Genomic DNA, 17,258 nt, shown 5'->3' with positions numbered 1-17,258 from the left:
GAACCCATGCCTAGCATCGACTATCACCGGCTTCTGGAACGTCTGGTCGGCCCGCCGCTGCTGATCACGCCTGACAAGGCCCAGCAGCTGCTGGGCGTGCTGGCCAACCGGACCGGCTTGACCGGACAACTGATCCGCGCCGACGCCGACGAAGACGGCGGCCCGGTGCGCCTCGATACGCTGGCCGCCGACGCCATGCGCGGCGACCGGCCGGAGCGCAAGACCTTCGCCCTGGTCGACGGCATCGCCATCATTCCCGTCGAGGGCGTGCTGGTGAACAAGCTGGGCACCCTCGATCCCTGGTGCGGCATGACCGGCTACGACGGCCTGGCCGTCAAGCTGGCCGACGCCGTCGCCGATCCCGAGGTGCGCGGCATCCTGTTCGACGTCGAAAGCCCGGGCGGCGAGGTGGCCGGCTGCTTCGACCTGGCCGACGCCATCTTCGCGGCGCGCGCCGCGAAGCCGGTGTGGGCGGTGTGCACGGAGTACGCCTACTCGGCCGCCTTCGCCCTGGCCAGCCAGTGCGACCGCGTGCTCGTGCCGCGCACCGGCGGCGTCGGTTCGGTCGGCGTCGTCTGCCTGCACGCCGATTTTTCGAAAATGCTCGACGAGGTCGGCGTCAAGGTGACGCTGATCCACGCCGGGGCGCACAAGGTCGACGGCAATCCCTACCAGCCGCTGCCAGACGACGTGCGCGACACCATCCAGGCCGAGATCGAGGGCATCCGCACGCTGTTCGCCGACACCGTGGCGCGCGGCCGTGGGCTGGACGCCGCCGCTGTGGTGGCCACCGAGGCGCGCTGCCTGACGGCTGGCGACGCGGTGACGACAGGTTTCGCCGACGAGGTGGCGTCCCCCGACGCCGCCTTCGCGGCGTTCCAGGAGTTTCTTGCCGGCGGCGCTGCCGGCACCGGCGCGATGGGCGCCACAACCCGAGAGGAGAGGAGCAAACCCATGTCTCTCAAAGACCGGGCGGCGCTGAAGGCCGCCGAAGAAGAGAAGAAGACGCCGAAGGCCGCCGAGGACGAGCCGAAGGACGATCCGGAAACGGACCCCGAGGACGATCCCAAGGCGGAAGACGGCGAAAGCGACGACGAAGACGAGGACGAGAAGGACGCCGGCAAGAAGGCGGCGGCCGTCAAGCGGCGAATCGCTGCGATCCTCAACGCCACCGAGGCGAAGGGCCGCGACGGCCTGGCCCGCCACCTGGCGCTGGAGACGGACCTTTCCGTCGAGGACGCCATCAAGGCGCTGGCGGCGTCGCCCAAGGGCGCCGGGCTGGACGCGGCGATGGCCGCCGTGGGCAGCACCCCGCTCGGCAGCGGGGCGCCGTCGGCCGAAACCGGCGAAAGCTGGAAGGCCTCCGTCGATCGCGTCTGCGGCAAGAAGTAGCGCGCCGCTCGATCCGCCCCATTCGGCCGGATCGTTTCATCTTTTTCGAGGAAAGGACCTATCCCATGCCCGTTCTCACCGAAACCACCCACGCGGGTGAATGCATCGTCTCCGAGGCGAGCAAGACCCGTTCGCGCGACCCCATCACCCTGGCGGCCGGCGCGGCCTATGCCGCCTGCGCCGTCCTCGGCAAGGCCACGCTCGGCGCCGCCACCTCGGCGGAAAAGACCGGCGGCAACACCGGCGACGGCGCGATGGGCGCCATCACGCTGGGAGCGGCGGCGGTGGCCGGCGCCTACCTGCTGGCCTGCGTCGGCGGCGGCTTTTCCGCCGCGGCGGCGTTCGACGGCACCATCGGCACCCGGGGCGCGCTGACGCTCGCCGATCCCGCCGTCGGCGCCGCCGTCAAGCCCGGCGTCTACCGGGTCACCTGCATCGAACCGGCCACCGATGCCGGCACCTTCTCGGTCGAAGACCCGGACGGCGTCGAGATCGGCGTCGCCACCGTCGGGGTCGCCTTCGACAGCACCCACATCAAGTTCACCATCGCCGACGGCGCCACCAACTTCGGGGCGGGCGACGCCTTCAACGTGACGGTGACGGCGGCGGTGCCGACCGGGCTCGGCGATTTCACGGTGACCGCCCCGGACGGGACGGTGCTCGGCACGGCGACGGTCGGCACCCCCTTCGTCTCCACCCACATCAACTTCACCGTCGGCGCGCCCGACGCGGCGGAATACGTCGTCGGCGACGGTTTCACCGTCACCGTGGCGGCCGGCTCGGGGCACTACAAGACGTGGAACCCGGCCAACGTCGACGGCTCCCAGGTCGCTTCGGCCATCCTCTTCGAGGCGGTCGACGCGACGGACGGCGCCCTGCCGGGGGTCGGCCTCGTGCGCGACCTGGAGGTCAACGCGGCCGAGCTGGTGTGGTTCACCGGCGCGACCACGGACAACAAGGCGGCCGGCCTCGCCCAGTTGGCGGCCGCCGGCATCATCGGCCGCTAGCGGCCTTCCGGCAACGATCATTCACCGCCGGCCGGATATGCCCTGCCGGCGGTGACGGGCTGACGTCATTTTCCCCAAAGGAGGGAACTCAAATGCCGACCATCGACATCTTCCGAAACAACGCGTTCTCCTGCGTCAGCCTCGTCGACGCCGTGGAGCGCGTTCCCTACGCCCCCAACTTCCTGGGGTCGATCCCCAACCTGTTCGTCGACCGCCCGGTCCGCACCTTGACCGTCGCCGTCGAGGAGCGCAACGGCGTGCTGGGCGTCATCCAGACGACGCCGCGCGGCGCGCCGCTGCCGCAGCGCACCAACGAGAAGCGCGAGATCCGCGACTTCCGCACCGTGCGGATCGCCGAGGGCGACCGCATCATGGCGAGCGAGATCCAGGATATCCGCGCCTTCGGCTCGGAGACCGAGCTGATGCAGGTGATGGACGAGGTGACCAGGCGCTACGCCGGCCCGACGGGCATCAAGGCCCGGATCGAGCTGACCTGGGAATACCACCGCCTCGGCGCCGTCCAGGGCATCGTCTACGACGCCGACAATTCCGAGATCATCGATTGGTTCGATGCCTTCGGGATCACCCAGGACAACGAGATCGACTTCGACCTCGACAACAACAACCCGGCCAGCGGTGCCGTCCGCAAGGTCTGCACGCAGGTGGTGCGCCAGACCCTGGCCGGGCTCAAGATGGGCAGCGTCATGCCCCAGGCCATTCCCGTCATGGGCTTGGCCGGCAACGCCTTCTGGGACGACCTGACCGCCCACAAGGAGGTGCGCGAGACCTACCTGAACCAGCAGGAGGCCTCGGAGATGCGCAAGGGTGCCGCCTACGAGACGGTCAGCTACGGCGGCATCACCTTCGTCAACTACCACAGCTCGGACGACGGCAAGGTCGGCATCCACACCGACAAGTGCAAGTTCTTCCCGGTGGTGCCTGGCCTCTTCCAGCGGGCGCTGTCGCCGGGCGAGAGCTTCGAGTTTGTCAACACGCTGGGCCGCGAGATTTACCCGTACCTCGTCCCCGACAAGGACCGCAACATGTGGGTCGATGTCGAGGGGTACAGCTACCCGCTGTTCATCTGCACGCGGCCCAAGGCCCTGCAGCGGGCCAAGCGGACCTGATCCAAGGCGACGGCAGGACTGGCGGGGCGGCTTCCGGGCCGCCCCGTCCCTTTTCGACGGGGTGACAACCGATGACGTTTTCCGCGATGGTCGACGCGCTGTTCGCAGACCCGATCCTGGCGAAAGACGCCATCTACACGCCGGCCGGCGGCGCGGCGTGGGCCGGCCCGGTGCGGGTGATGCTGAGCCAGCCCGACGAACTGGCCTCGCCGTTCGCCCGCCCGGTGGTATCGGAAACGACGACGATCGAGGTCCGGGTTTCGGAGATCGCCGCGCCGGCCAAGGGCGACGTCTTCACCGTCGGCGGAACGGCTTACACGGTCAACGAAAAGCCGGTCCGCGACGCGGAACGGCTGACCTGGACGATGGCGGCGGTGCCCCAACCATGAGGCTCGAGGCGGCCATTGCCGGCGACCTGCGCAAGATCATGCGAGAGGAGATCGAGGGCGCCCGCAAGGCGGTGGTGGCCGGCCTGCGCCAGGCCGGCACCGAGCTGCGCGACAACCTGAAATCCCATACCCAGGAGGCGGGCCTGGGCGCTCTGGGCCGGGCCTGGGCGGTGAAGGTGTACCGGGGCCGTTCGGCCTTTTCGTCGGCCGCCCTGGTGTATCCAAAGGGGCGCGGGGCGCGGGCGGCGCTGTGGGCGCTGGAGCACGGCGAGACCATCCGGCCGGTGAACGGCCGCTATCTCGCCATCCCCACCCAGTTCAACCGGCGGCTCGGCCGCCGCGGCGGCCGGGTCATCTACCGTCCGGCGGAGCTCAAGGACAGCTTCGTGGCGCGCGGCCCGGGCGGTGACCTGCTGCTGTTCGCCAGGCTCCAGCACGCCCAGCGCAAGACGCAGGGCGGCACGATCCGCGAGCTGGCGGCGGTGAACACGCACATCCTCGGCAGCGGCCGGGCCCGGCGCACGCGCGAGCTGCTGCGCCACGGCGTGGTGCCGATGTTCATCTTGAAGCCGCAGGTAAGGATCGAAAAGCGCCTAGACATCGCCGGCGTCGCGGCCCGGGCGGCGGACCGCGCCGCCGAGCTGATCCTCCTGCGGTGGAACGAGGCGACGGGAGGCGGCAATGGCCGATAGCCGACGGGAATCCGCGCTCAAGGCGCTGTTGGATTTGCTGCAGGGCATCGCGTGGACGAACGCGCCGGCGCCCCAGGTCGAGCGCAACGAGGCCGAGGCGCGGGAGATCCCGGCCGGCGGCCTGGTATCCCTGCGCGACGGCGATCCGGGGGAACCCGAGGTCTACCTGTCGCCGCCGGCCTACGCCTTCGCGCACGAGGCCGAGGTGATCGTGCAATACCAGGCGTCGACCGCGGCGACGCGGGACGCCTGGATCGACGCGCTGCTTCGCGACGTCGGCGACGCGCTCGCCGCCGATCCGACGCTCGGCGGCGCCGTCGAGATGGCGTCCCCGGGCGCGCCGGACACGATGGACGAGCCGGTCGAGGGCGCCGCCGCCATCAAGGCGGTGCGGGTGCCGGTGGTCCTGGACTATGTGACGGATTCGCCGCTCGGCTGACGCGGCGGCGTTGAGGAAATCGAGGAAGAAAGGAGACCGACGATGGCGAAGACCCGGGCTTATGGAGCCGACGCCCAACTGCTGGGCGCCTTCGAATCCGTTTACGGCACGCCGCCGGACGGCTCCGGCGGAGGCGTCTACACCCAGCTTTCATTCAAGAGCTCGACCATCGGCGCCGAGCGTCCGCTCGGCTACGATCCCCTGCTCGGCCAGGGCCGCGACGCTCAGGACCCGTTCTACGAGGCGATCAGCGACGAGGGCGCCATCGAGGTGCCGATCGACCTGCGCGCCTTTGGGTGGTGGCTGAAGGCGCTGCTCGGCGCGCCGGTCAGCACGCCCGTCAAGGCCAAGGGGACCATCGCGTTTTCCGCGCTGCCGGACCCGGACGACACCATCACGCTCAACGGCACCGTCTGGACCTTCGTCGCCGCCGCTCCGGCCGGCAGCGAAACCTTGATCCAGGCCACCGTCATCCAGACCATCGACCAGCTGGTGATCGACCTCAACGCCTCGGCCGACGCCGAGGTCGCCAAGTGCACGTACTCGCGCGTCACCGGCACCGAGGAACTGACCGTCGAGCGCGACACCGCCGGCGTCGCCGGCAACACCTTCACTCTCGCGGCCAGCGCGGCCACGGTTTCGGCGGCGACGCTGGCCGGTGGCGGCGTCGATCACGTCTTCACGTCGGGCGGCGACCTGCCGTCGGCGGCCCTGGAGGTCGGCCACACGGCGCTCACCACGCCCTACTTCAGCCGCAACTTCGGTGGCAAGGCCGAGACGCTGTCCTTCGACATGGCCCGCACCGGGCCGGCCAACGCGACCGTCGGCCTCGTCTTCCAGGGCGAGAGCAATCCGGCAGCCGCCGCTGACGCCGCGCCGGCCACGCACGCGTTGCGCCGCTTCAATCAGGGCAGCGGGACGATCAAGCTGAACGGCGCGCAGCTCGCCAACGTGACCGGCGGCAAGATCGCCTTCTCGAACAACCTGGAGCGGGTCGAGAGCATCCGCGACGACGGCCTGATCGACGGAGCCGACGAAACCGAGGCGACGGCGACCGGCAGCGTCGACGTGCGCTTCGGCACCGATGCCACCATCCGCACGGCGGTGGGGGCCGAAACGCCGGTCGCCATGGAGTACCGCTTCACCATTCCCGGCGCCGACGCCTTCCGCGTCGTCTTCGACCTGCCGCGCGTCTTCCTGCCGCGCAAGAAGCACGAGGTCAGCGGTCCGGGCGGCGTCTCCGCCACCTACGACTGGCGGGCCGCCAAGGACGCCTCGGCCGGCTACATGCTGCGCGCCACGCTTCACAACGACGTAGCGGGGTATTAGGCGGGCCAGGTTGGGCCGGAGATTATTCCTCCCGGTCGCGGAGGCGGACACCCGGCCCGTACACGTCCGAGTCGTGCAGAAACACCACGCCACCCTCCTCAAGGGCGAGCCCGATCGCCTTGTGGTTGTTGTGGGTCGGGACGTGACGGCCGCTCTCGAAATGGCGGACCGTGCTCTCGCTGACATGGGCGCGAGAGGCCAGTTGGGCTTGGGTCCAGTTCAGCAGGCCGCGGCCGGCGCGGCATTGTGCGGGTGTGATCATGGGTTGAATCTGCCGGAAAGAGGGAATTCCGGCATTGGCAAACGCAGGTTTTCAACCGTCTATGATTACGGTTTTCGTGCAAGTTCGCGAAAACGGTTAGCATGGGGCCGGTTCGCGCCATCGAACCCGGAGGAGTTTGTCGGTAAAAACCAAACGGTGTTTCCGTAAAAGAAATGGCGTCTCGAAAGAAACCACGAGATATGCGGAGGAATAGGGGAATTGATCGCGATGAATACGGATGAACATCCGAAGTAATACGCCAGAAGAAAACGCTTGATTTTCAGAGGCTTGTCGCGTTCTATTCTCCCCATGAAAGGTGGGCATAAATGATCCGTCTGGACATACCAAAGAAACCGTACTGGCTGGAAGGAATGCCGCACGGCTTGCGCCTTTTCGTTCGGCCGCTGACGACGGCGATCTACGAGGCCGCGCGCGGCCGGGGCATGCGGCTGGCCCGGCAGCTGTGCGAGGAGCACGCCGAGGTGTCGGCGGCGGGAGGCATCATCGAGGGCCTTCCCGATCTCACCGACGGCGACGCGGTGGCCGGCCTGTCGCAGTTCCTTTACGCGCAGGCGCTGGCCCGCTTCGCCATTCTCGCGTGGGAGGGCGTGCTCGACGCCAGCGGCGAGGCGGCCGAGGTGACGGAGAATGCGGTCAACGAGCTGATGATGATCGCCGACGTCGCCGAGGCGTTTCTCGTCGCCTACACGCGGCCGGTGGCCGCCGTGGTATCGGAGGGAAACGGATCGCGGCCCTCGCCGAATGGCACTTCGGCGGCGGGCCGCGCTACTGCCAAGGGTGCCGCGACAACGGGAGTCCGTGCGCCGACGGCGGCCTCGGCGAGGGGGGGCGGCCGTGCGCCTACCATCTCCACCGGCCGCAAACCGAAGAGGGAAACCAGGCCTGGAGCCTGATGCTGTCCAGTCACGGACAGTTGCGGGTAACCGCCGGCGGCGCCGTCATTGGCCTCGATATGGCAGCGGCGCTGGCGATGGCCGGGGCGCTGGGATTGGACGGGGTGGCGATGGCGGAATTGCTGCCGTACGGCGAGGCAGGCATGGTCCGCGCGATGAACCGCCGGGACGGCGACACGTCCGATTGAAATCCGGGCATGACAAGTCGGGGGCCGCCCTTCGCCGGACGGCCCTTTTTCATGGAGTGAGCGATGGCCGAGCGTAGCGTCTCCATCCGGCTGAGCCTGAAGGATGGCGAGGTCGTCCGCCGCGCCCTCATGGCGTTGGGCGAGGACGGCCAGAAGGCGCTGGCGAGGATCGAGAAGCAGAGCCAGCCGGCCTCGCGCGGCCTGTTGGCGTTGAACGCGGTGAGCAAGGAAGTGCGCGCCGGTATGACGGCGCAGGCCGGGGCGCTCGGCGCCGTTGGTGCCGGCCTCATCGCGCTCGGCCCGGCCGGCCTCATCGCCGGCGCGGCCATCGCCGTCATCGCCGCCACCATCGTCAAGACGACGCGGGCGGCGGCGGAGGCGACCAGGGAAGTCGGCGCCCTGGCCGAGCGCGCCGGGCAATTGGGCGTCGGCGTCGAGGCTTTGCAGGAATACCGCTATGCCTTCGGGCAGACCGGCGTTGGCGCGGACACCCTGGAGAAGTCGCTGGCCAGCCTGGGCCGGCGGGTCGGCGAGATCGCCAACTTCGGCCGCGGCGAGGCCAAGGAGGCATTCAAGCAGCTGGGGATTTCCATCTTCGACGCCACCGGCCACGCGAAGACGCTGGAGGATATCTTGCCGGAGGTCGCCGACGGCCTCGCCGCGATCGCCGATGAGAGCCAGCGCAACGCCCTGGCCGCCAAGCTGTTCGAGGCGGAAGGCTCCGTCATGGTGCGCATGCTGGGCCAGGGCTCGGCGGCGCTGGCCCGCATGCGGGCCGAGGCGCGCGACATGGGCGCGGTGCTGGACGCCAGCATGGTCCGGCAGGCCTCCGAGGCCAACAAGAAGCTGCAAACGATGCAGACGATCATCGACACGCAGATGAACGGCGCCCTGATTTCCCTCTCCCCCCTGCTGATCGACTTGGCGGAGGCCTGGGCGGGGGTCGCCAAATGGATCGGCGAGGTGGCCGACAACTGGCGCGACGTCGAGAACGCCACCTCGGGTGGCTTGCGGAAGCGCCTGGGTGAGCTGGCGGCGGAATACGATAAATACCGGAAGCTGCTGGACGGGCAGGAAGGGAAGTTGAGCGCCTTCACGGCGGCCGGCGCGCCGAGGCAGACCCTCGACCGGCAGGGGCAGGCCGTGAATGCGGCCCGCGCGAAGGCGCAGGAAATCCTGGATGAGTACAACCGCGTCGCCGACGAGGTTAAAAGGCGCGATGCCGAGCGGGCCGCCGCCGGTGCAGGGGCGGGCGGCGGGGCGGGAGAGCGGATCTCCGAGCAGGCGGACAAGGTTCTCCAAGACCTCCGCTTCCAGGAGGATCAGCTCGGCCGCACGGCGCGCGAGCAGGCCGTCTATAACGACCTGAAGAAGGCCGGCGTCGGCATCGACAGCGATGCCGGCGAGATGATCGCCTACCTTTCCGGGCGGTACTGGGACGCCACCGAGGGGCTGCGCGCGGTCAACGACATCGAGCGCGCCTATCTCGATACCCAATACGAGAAGCTGCTCAAGCAGGGCGAGATCGCCGACGGCATCGAGCAGGAGATCTCGGACAACGAGCGGCTGATCGCCGCGCTGCGCCAGTCCGAGGAGGAATACGCGCGCGTCAAGGCGCAGATCGACCTCGTCAACCAGTACCGCCGCGCCGGCGCCGAGTTGTCGCCCGCCGAGATCACGGCCATCGACGACGCGGCGCGCAAGCTGGGCGAACAGCGCGCCGAGCTCGACCGCCTGAAGGACAGCACGGAGTCCGTCAAGCGGATGGGCGCCGACATGGGGATGTCATTCTCCTCGGCGTTCGAGGACGCCATCCTCCAGGCGGAGGATCTCGGCGATGTGCTGCGCGGCCTCGCCATGGACATGGCCCGCATCCTGCTGCGCCAGAGCGTCACGGCGCCGCTGGCCGCCGGGTTCTCCTCGTGGATCGGCGGCCTTTGGGGCGGCGGCGGATCGGCGGGCATCGCCGATGCCGGGATCACTCCGGTGGCGGTGGGGCACGCCGGCTGGAAGGTGGGGACGCCTCCCCCGGCCCGGCGCGCGGTACCCTCCGCGCTGTACGGCGCCGCGCCGCGCCTCCACGACGGCTGGCTCAAGCGCGACGAGTTCGCCGCCATCCTCAGGCGCGACGAGGGCGTGTTCACGCCCAGGCAGATGGACAATGCCGACCGCCTGCTGTCGGCGGCGTCCGCCGGCGACGTGATCATCAACTCGCCGGTCACGGTGAACCTGGAGAGTAAAGGTTCGGGCGCGATGGACCCGGCCGCGCTCAACGCGCTCGGTAAGCTGGTCGAGGAGAAGGCCAACGCCGCCCTGATCGCCGCCGCCGAAAAGCAGATGCGGCCGGGCGGGCTGCTCAACCGCCAACGGATGGTGTAAGGGGAGGCGTAGGAGGATGGCCGTTCCGTTCACCCCGCCGCGCGCGCCGTCGGTTGGCCTCACCGAGGATGTGACGCCGCGCGTGCAGTCGGTCTCCCTCGGCGACGGCTACAGCCAGGACAGCCCGGACGGCATCAACACCATGCTGGCTGCCATCCAGGTCGCCTGGATGCAACTCACGGAGGCGGACGCCGACGCCATCGTCACCTTCTTCGCCGGCCTGGCCGGCGTCGGCCGCTTCACCTATCAGCTTCCGGGCAACGCGGTGGCGCGGCAGTGGAAGTGCACGGCGTGGCGCAAGACCTGGTTGAAGGCGGGCACCTATGCGGTGACCGCCCAGTGGCAGGAGGTGGTACTGTGACCATCCCGCACGCCGAGGCCCAGAAGCTTGCCCAGGACGCCACGGTCGAACTGTGGCGGCTCGACCTTTCGGCCTTCGGCGAGGCCGAGAAGGTGTGCTTCTCCCGCCACGTGCTGCCGGACGGCCAACCGGTATCCTTCGACGGCGTGACATACGCGCCGGTCGACGTCAAGGCCGAGGGGTTTTCGTGGACGGGCGAGGGTTCGCCGGTCGAGCCGACACTCACCCTGCCGCGTACGTCGCTCTCCATCGTCTCGCTGCTCAAGCAGTATGACAACCTGCGCGGCGCCATGGTCGAGCGCATCCGCACCAAGCGCATGCACCTCGATGACGGCGATGATCCGGACGGCTCGGTTCACTGGCCCATCGAGATCTGGGCGGTCGACCAGGTGCGCCGGCCGATCGACGGCGCCACCATCACGGTCGTGCTGGCCTCGCCGGTCGACCAGGCGGGCGTGCAGCTTCCGGGCCGGGTGATCATCCGCGACTACTGCCCCTTCACCTACCGGCTGTGGGACGCGGCCACCGGCGCCTTCGACTATGCCCACGTGTTCTGCCCGTACACGGGGGCGGCGTATTTCAACGAGCGCGGCCAGACGGTCGCCGATCCGGCGGCCGACCGCTGCGGCAAGCAGCTGCGCGACTGCGAGCTGCGTTTCGCCGCCACGGGGGCCATCCCGTTCGGCGGCTTCCCCGGCGTGGCGAAGGTGAGGTCGTGATGGGCGGTTTCTTGCTGTCGACCGAGGCGCATGCGGCGATTTGCGCCCACGCGCTGTCCGCCTTCCCGGCCGAGGCCTGCGGGGTGATCAAGGGCGGCGCATACGTGCGCTGCCGCAACGTGGCGGCCGACCGGACGCAGGCCTTCCGCATCGCCACCCGCCGGCTGGCCTCCCTCTCGCCGGTCGAGGCCATCGTGCATTCCCACCCCGGCGGGCCGGATTGCCCGTCGGGTGACGACATGCGCCAGCAGGTGGCGACGGCCGTGCCGTGGGTCCTGGTCAGCACCGATGGCCGCGGTTGCCTGCCGCCGGTCGTCTTCGGCGACGGCGCGCCGATCGCTCCGCTGGTCGGACGCGGCTTCCGCCACGGCGTGACCGACTGCTACAGCGTGATCCGCGACGCCTACCGGCTGGAGCGCGGCATCGTGCTGCCCGAGTTTCCGCGCGACTGGGAGTGGTGGCGGAACGGCGCCGACCTCTACCGCGAGGGGTTTTCCAGGGCCGGCTTCCGCCGTTTGGCCGAAGGGGAACGCCAGGCTCCTTGGGACGTTTTCCTGGCGCAGACGCCGAAGTCGCCGGTGCCCAACCACGGCGGCCTCTACCTGGGTAACGGCGAGATCCTCCACCACCTGACGGCCAAGCTGCCCGTCGACCCGACACGGCTGTCTTGCCGCGAGCCGGGCAGCCGCTGGCAGACCTACGTGACGCACTGGCTGAGGTACGAGGCTGGTCGCTAGGAGGCTTTGCTGGTCTGTGGCAGGCAGCGCGCCACCGCCTCGTAGAGGAAGTGCGGGACGCCGCCGATGGAATCGGCGCGGCTGAGGTCCAGGAGTTTCATCTCGACCGGGCCGCCGCAGGCGGTTGTCATCCGGCCGGTGACCTCATCGACGGCGGTTTCACGGGAGCTGGTGTACGAGACGTAACCACGCATGCTGTAGCCGCGCGCGCCGTCCGACAGGACCAGCGGGACGGGAAAGTTGTTGCCGGACGGGCCGCCGCAGGCCGCCAGGGCGAGCGCGCCGGCGACGATCAAGAGCCATGCCTTCCGCTTGTTGGCCATCGACGTTCCTCCGATGCGTGATCAGGGGAGCGATCTTACGCCATCGGGCGCCCTTCGACCAGAGCGAGAGCCGACATGCCGCTGACCGAGGTACACCTGCACGGTTCCCTGGCCCGCTTCGGCGGGCCCTTCAGTCTGGACATCGTCACGCCGGCCGAGGCCGTGCGGGCGCTGTTTCAGGTCGATGGCTTCCGCGAGGCGATTGCCGAGGGCGAATTCCGCGTGCTGGCGGGATCGCGCGAGGTCGACGAAGACGGCCTGAGGATGACCATCGGCTCCGCCGGGCGGGTCGATATCCACCCGGTCGCCGCCGGCGGCAAGAGCAACGGAGTGGGCAAGGTCATCATCGGCGCCGCGCTGATGGTCGTGGCGATCTATGCGGCGCCGGTTGCCGTGGCGGCGGCGGGCGGCGGCACCGTTGCCGGCACGGGGATGGGGGCCACGGCCTTTACCGTCGCCGGCATCGGCCTCGAGGTGACCTATGCCAACATCGCGATGTTCGGCGCCTCGATGATCCTGGGCGGCATCGCGCAAGCGCTGACGCCGGTTCCAGGCGTGCAGGACTTCGGGCAGTTCGAGAGCGCCGACCAGCGGGCCTCGTTCCTTTTCAATGGGCCCGTCAATACCACCGAGCAGGGCGGCCCGGTGCCGCTGATCATCGGCCGGGCCATCGTCGGCTCGCGCGTCATTTCGGCCGGTATGACGGCCGAGCGCATAGAGGCCTGATCGATCATGGCGGACCCCATCAGCCGGCGCGGGCCGCGCCCGCAGGCGTTCGGCCGCAAGGGCGGCAAGGGCGGCGGCGGCGAGGGCCGTGTCGCCCAGGAAGCCCCCAACACGCTGCGCACCAAGAACGTCGCGCGCATCCTCGACCTGCTGGGCGAGGGCGCGATCGGCGGCCTGGTCGACGGCTTGAAGTCGGTCATCATCGACGGCACGCCCGTCGAGGCGGCGGACGGCAGCGCCAACTTCAGCGGGATCACCATCCGCGAGCGTCTGGGCTCGCCCGACCAGGATCCCATCCCCGGCTTCGACGAGGTCGAGGAGGAAGTGGCGATCGGCGTGCGGGTGAAGGCCGACGCGCCGGTCATCCGCGGTGTGACGGACGCCGACGTCGACGCCGTGCGCATCAAGATCCAGTTCCCGGCGCTGGTCTCGCAGAACAGGACGAACGGCGACCTGCTAGGCACATCGGTGGCGTTCACCGTGCGCCGCCGCCCGGCCGGCGGCGAGTGGGAGACTGCGCACGACGTCGCCATCACGGACAAGAACACGGCCCCGGCCGAACTGGGCTATCGGGTCGCCAAGCCGGCTGCCGCCGGCTCGTGGGAGTGGGGCGTCTTCCGCTCGACGCCGGATTCCGAGGACTCCGCGCTCAAGAACGAAACGTGGGTGTCGTCGGTCACCCTGCTCACCGAATCCAAGCTGTCGTACCCCTATTCGGCGGTCATCGGCATCGAGGCCGACGCCGAGCAGTTCGGCAACACCATCCCCGGCCGCTCCTACGACGTCTGGGGGCTCGCCGATTTCCAGATCCCGTCGAACTACGATCCGCGCACCCGCGCCTACGACGGCCTGTGGGACGGCACCTTCAAGGTCGACTGGACGGACAATCCGGCCTGGGGGTTCTACAACATCTGCCAGCGTGAGCTGTGGGGCCTCGGCCGCTTCGTGTCGGCGGCCCAGCTCTCGCAGTTAAAGTGGGACCTCTACGAGATCGGCCGCTATTGCGACGGCCTGGTGCCGGATGGCTTCGGCGGCCAGGAGCCTCGCTTCACCATGAACGGCGTCATCGAGGCGCGTCGCGACGCCATCGCGGTGCTCGCCACGCTGACGTCGGTCTTCCGGGGCATGGCCTTCTGGGGCGCCGGCGGCATGATGGCCTCGTGCGACCGGCCGCTCGATCCCGTTCGCCTGGTCACCAACGCCAACGTTGTCGGCGGCCGGTTCGAGCGGCCGGGCAGCAAGCTGCGCGCCAGGCCGACGGCGGCCATCGTCGCCTGGAACGACCCGGCCGACGTCGGCCGCGTCGCCTTCGAGGTGGTGGAGGACGGCCCGGCGATCCGCCGCTTCGGCTACAAGCCGGCCCAGGTGGCGGCCTTCCTCTGTAACAGCCGGGGCCAGGCGCGGCGCGTCGGCGCTTGGCTGCTGGCTTCGCAGGATCTCGATCCGATTATCTTCGCCGGCGGCGAGGACCTGACCGACCTGCGGCCCGGCAACGTGATCCGGATCCGCGACGCCGAGGAGGTGGGCGCCCGCTGGGGTGGCCGGCTGGCGGCGGCGACCGTGTCGTCGCTGACGCTGGACGCCGCTGTGGACCTGGAAGCCGGCGTCTCGTACGGCGTGTCGGTCCGGCTGCCGGATGGCGGCCTCGCCGATCGCGTGGTGGCGAACGGGCCCGGCGCGGCGACCGTGCTGACGCTGTCCGAGGACCTGCCTGCTGTGCCGGTCGAGGGCGCCGTCTGGATGATGTGGTCGGGCGAGATCGAGCCCGAATACGCCCGCGTCATCACGGTGGCCGAGAAGGGCAACGGCGTCACCCAGTTCGACTGCCTGACCTACCGTCCGGGCCTGCACGAGGCGGTGGACGACGCGGCCGATTTCCAGCCGGCCCGCACGAGCTTGGTGCCGACCGGCCCGCTGCCGACGCCGCAGGACCTGGACGTCACCGAGTATCTCTACCAGGCAGGCCCCGGCGTCGCCGGCGGCGCCTCGGTGTCGTGGCGCCCGCCGACCGACGTACGCGTGCGCTGGATCGAGATCCAGGTGAAGCGGCCGACCGAAACCTTTGCGCCGCTCGGCTTCGTGACGGCGCCGCCGGTCGAACTGCGCGACGTCGGCAAGGGCGCCTACACGGTGCGCGCGCGCTGCGTCGACGGCTTCGGGCGGCGGGGGCCATGGGCCACGCTGTCCAAGACCCTGTGGGGCTTGGCCGCGTTGCCGGTACCTCCGACCGGCCTGTCGCTGGCGCGGGCCGGCGGCCTGGCCATCCTGACGTGGAGCCCGCACCCGGGCCTCGACGTGCGGATCGGCGGGGACATCCTCATCCGCCACTCGGCGACGGGCGGCGGCATCGCCAAGTCGACCAGCATTATGGACCCGCTGCCGGGCGCGGCGGTGCAGGCGGTGGCGCCGCTCAGGGCCGGAACCTACTACGTGCTGGCCCGGGATTCCGGCAAGCGGGTTTCGGAGACGGCCGCCGAGGTCTCGACCGACCAGGCCGCCGTGCTGCTTTATTCGCCGGTCGGCGTCATGCAGATCGATCCCGACTGGATCGGCGCCCACGACGGCACGGTGGCGGGCGGCGGCAGCCTGCGGCTGGCCGGCGCCGGGGCGGTGGCCGACATGCCGGTGGTCGCCGACGTCGGCAACTTCGGGGCGTTCGGCGGGATTGTGGCGGCCGGAACTTTCACGCCGGCCGGCGGCCTCGACCTCGGCTCGGTGCGGCGCGTCCGGCTGACCGCGCTCCTCGACGTGCTGTCGGTCAACCTGCTCGATACCATCCGCGACCGAGTGGGCGCGGTGCGCGACTGGCCGACGTTTCTGGGCGCGCCGGCCGGAGAGGCCGATGCCCGGGTCGAGATCCGCACCACGCCGGACGATCCGGCGGGCGATCCGGCGTGGTCGGCCTGGGAGGCTTTGCAGGCCGGCGAGTACGAGACGCGCGGCGTCGAGCCCCGCATCCGGCTGACCACCACGAACCCAAACCAGCAGATCACCATCGACCAGTTCAGGGTCGAGGCGGCGGAGGTAACCTGATGTCCCAGGCGACATTGACGATCGACGACAGCAAGGGCGGTGCCGAATACACCCTCATGCTGAATGCGGCGCTGGCGGCTCTGGCCAGCAGCTTTTCCGGCACGACGGCGCCGGCCGACCCGGTGGCTGGAAAGTGGTGGGCCGATACCTCGGTGGCCGGCACGATCACGCTCAAGATGTATGACGGCGCCGAGTGGCGGGCCATTTTCGCGATCAACACCGCGACCGGCGTGGTCACGCCGGCCGGCCTCGGCACCGCGGCCTTCAAGAACACGGGAACGACGGCAGGCAATGTCGTGATGCTGGATGAAGCCGGCAAGCTTCCCGCCATCGACGGGTCGCAGTTGACCGGCCTGCCGAACCTTGCCGCCGACCAGACGGCCCGCGACATGGCCATCCTGAATGCCTTCGACATCTCCGAGTTGATGGGCCGCTCGGCGCTGTCGCTGGGCGCGGCGGTGGTCGACGCTTTCGAGGACCAGGCGGGGATCGACGCCGCCGCTTCGACGGGCGAACTCTTCGACGCCGCCGCCGGCACCTACGGCACCGTCGCCGACGTCACGCAAACCGACAATCGGGCACGCACCAGCACCCTCTATGGGGCGGGCCGCGAGTTCGTCGATCTGTTCCAGGCGGCGACGAACGACGCCGTGATCCAGTCGATCTCGGTCTACACGACCGTCGCCTTCACCGGGCAGGTCGCCGTCTACCGGGACAACGGCGCCGGCAACTACACCGTCATGGCCGAACAGGCGGCCGTCCACGCCGGGGCGGGCTGGCAGACCTTCACCCTGTCGTCGCCCTACACGGTGCCGGCATCGGGCACCTATTACGTCGGCTGCTACCGCCCGGCCGGCACCTTCGAAGTGGTGACTGGCGGCGGCGCGGCTTACGTGGGTGCCGTCGGCGTCGGCGCTTCCTTCACCAAGGACATCAACGACGGCGTGCCGTGCGCTTTCGTCGAGACGGTGACATCGGCGGCGATGGTGCTGGTGTCCAACACCATCACGGCCGCCGCCGCGCCGTCCACGGTGCGCGTCACCCTGGACCACGAGGACGTAGCCGGGACGGCGGTGCTCAACACCGACGTCATCGTCTCGGCCAGCCGCGACGACGGGACGACATACACCGCCGCCGTGCTGACCGTGCTGCGCGACGCCGGGGCCGGCCGCAAGGTCTACGTCGCCGATATCGACCTCTCGGGCCAGCCGAGCGGCACGGCGCTGCGCCTCAAGGGCGAG

The 17,258-nt window shown here is 69.8% G+C and carries 18 protein-coding genes; 16 read left to right on the top strand and 2 right to left on the bottom strand.

The window, feature by feature from the left end; all coding sequences use genetic code 11:
* Positions 1–6: 6 nt before the first annotated feature.
* The 7 genes from ODR01_RS22560 to ODR01_RS22530 all read left to right on the top strand — a co-directional run bounded on the left by ODR01_RS22560 (position 7) and on the right by ODR01_RS22530 (position 6,375).
* Positions 7–1,392 carry a S49 family peptidase gene (locus ODR01_RS22560; RefSeq protein WP_316979971.1) on the top strand — a complete coding sequence of 462 codons (1,386 nt, stop codon included), beginning with the start codon at positions 7–9 and terminating at the stop codon, positions 1,390–1,392.
* A 65-nt stretch (positions 1,393–1,457) separates the two neighbouring features.
* The gene (locus tag ODR01_RS22555; RefSeq protein WP_316979970.1) at positions 1,458–2,399 is read left to right on the top strand and encodes a head decoration protein; all 942 of its coding nucleotides are present in this window, start codon (positions 1,458–1,460) and stop codon (positions 2,397–2,399) included.
* Between the two features lie 92 nt (positions 2,400–2,491).
* Entirely contained in the window at positions 2,492–3,526 is a 1,035-nt protein-coding gene (locus ODR01_RS22550) for a major capsid protein (protein WP_316979969.1), read from the top strand.
* A gap of 71 nt (positions 3,527–3,597) precedes the next feature.
* Complete coding sequence (locus tag ODR01_RS22545; protein WP_316979968.1) at positions 3,598–3,915, top strand: head-tail joining protein; 318 nt, start codon at positions 3,598–3,600, stop codon at positions 3,913–3,915.
* A complete protein-coding gene (locus ODR01_RS22540; protein WP_316979967.1) occupies positions 3,912–4,607 on the top strand; it encodes a DUF6441 family protein in 696 nt (231 codons plus the stop codon). The genes ODR01_RS22545 and ODR01_RS22540 overlap by 4 nt, the downstream gene beginning before the upstream one ends.
* Positions 4,597–5,046 (top strand): hypothetical protein, encoded by a 450-nt coding sequence (locus tag ODR01_RS22535; protein WP_316979966.1) that lies wholly within the window; start codon positions 4,597–4,599, stop codon positions 5,044–5,046. The genes ODR01_RS22540 and ODR01_RS22535 overlap by 11 nt, the downstream gene beginning before the upstream one ends.
* Positions 5,047–5,088: 42 nt before the next feature.
* Positions 5,089–6,375, top strand: a complete 1,287-nt coding sequence (locus ODR01_RS22530) for a phage tail tube protein (protein ID WP_316979965.1) — start codon at positions 5,089–5,091, stop codon at positions 6,373–6,375.
* 22 nt (positions 6,376–6,397) lie between these two features.
* On the opposite strand, the gene ODR01_RS22525 is transcribed toward ODR01_RS22530, so the two are convergent.
* Positions 6,398–6,637, bottom strand: coding sequence for a helix-turn-helix domain-containing protein (locus ODR01_RS22525; RefSeq protein WP_316979964.1), 240 nt, complete (start codon positions 6,635–6,637; stop codon positions 6,398–6,400).
* A gap of 326 nt (positions 6,638–6,963) precedes the next feature.
* On the opposite strand from ODR01_RS22525, the gene ODR01_RS22520 reads away from it, so the two are divergent.
* The 6 genes from ODR01_RS22520 (at position 6,964) to ODR01_RS22495 (ending at position 11,935) form a co-directional block, all read left to right on the top strand.
* A complete protein-coding gene (locus tag ODR01_RS22520; protein WP_316979963.1) occupies positions 6,964–7,551 on the top strand; it encodes a hypothetical protein in 588 nt (195 codons plus the stop codon).
* Positions 7,551–7,739 (top strand): DUF7697 family protein, encoded by a 189-nt coding sequence (locus ODR01_RS22515; RefSeq protein ID WP_316979962.1) that lies wholly within the window; start codon positions 7,551–7,553, stop codon positions 7,737–7,739. Before ODR01_RS22520 ends, ODR01_RS22515 begins: the two co-directional genes overlap by 1 nt.
* A 63-nt stretch (positions 7,740–7,802) precedes the next feature.
* Entirely contained in the window at positions 7,803–10,118 is a 2,316-nt protein-coding gene (locus ODR01_RS22510; protein ID WP_316979961.1) for a phage tail tape measure protein, read from the top strand.
* Positions 10,119–10,134: 16 nt separating this feature from the next.
* The gene (locus ODR01_RS22505; protein WP_316979960.1) at positions 10,135–10,479 is read left to right on the top strand and encodes a phage tail protein; all 345 of its coding nucleotides are present in this window, start codon (positions 10,135–10,137) and stop codon (positions 10,477–10,479) included.
* On the top strand, positions 10,476–11,198 hold the full coding sequence (locus ODR01_RS22500; RefSeq protein WP_316979959.1) for a phage minor tail protein L: 723 nt from the start codon (positions 10,476–10,478) through the stop codon (positions 11,196–11,198). The genes ODR01_RS22505 and ODR01_RS22500 overlap by 4 nt, the downstream gene beginning before the upstream one ends.
* Complete coding sequence (locus ODR01_RS22495) at positions 11,198–11,935, top strand: C40 family peptidase (RefSeq protein ID WP_316979958.1); 738 nt, start codon at positions 11,198–11,200, stop codon at positions 11,933–11,935. The genes ODR01_RS22500 and ODR01_RS22495 overlap by 1 nt, the downstream gene beginning before the upstream one ends.
* Here the strand turns inward: ODR01_RS22495 and ODR01_RS22490 are convergent.
* The gene (locus ODR01_RS22490) at positions 11,932–12,258 is read right to left on the bottom strand and encodes a hypothetical protein (protein ID WP_316979957.1); all 327 of its coding nucleotides are present in this window, start codon (positions 12,256–12,258) and stop codon (positions 11,932–11,934) included. The genes ODR01_RS22495 and ODR01_RS22490 overlap by 4 nt on opposite strands.
* Positions 12,259–12,333: 75 nt before the next feature.
* Here ODR01_RS22490 and ODR01_RS22485 point away from each other — a divergent pair, with 75 nt between their 5' ends.
* From ODR01_RS22485 to ODR01_RS22475, 3 genes are all read left to right on the top strand, one after another.
* The gene (locus ODR01_RS22485) at positions 12,334–12,984 is read left to right on the top strand and encodes a tail assembly protein (protein WP_316979956.1); all 651 of its coding nucleotides are present in this window, start codon (positions 12,334–12,336) and stop codon (positions 12,982–12,984) included.
* Between the two features lie 6 nt (positions 12,985–12,990).
* Entirely contained in the window at positions 12,991–16,017 is a 3,027-nt protein-coding gene (locus ODR01_RS22480) for a host specificity protein J (protein WP_316979955.1), read from the top strand.
* A partial coding sequence (locus ODR01_RS22475; protein ID WP_316979954.1) for a hypothetical protein occupies positions 16,017–17,258 on the top strand: 1,242 nt, incomplete at its 3' end. The genes ODR01_RS22480 and ODR01_RS22475, both read left to right, overlap by 1 nt.

It is taken from the genome of Shumkonia mesophila, from assembly GCF_026163695.1.
Lineage (GTDB): Bacteria > Pseudomonadota > Alphaproteobacteria > Rhodospirillales > Shumkoniaceae > Shumkonia > Shumkonia mesophila.
This window is presented reverse-complemented; position numbering and strand designations above follow the sequence as displayed.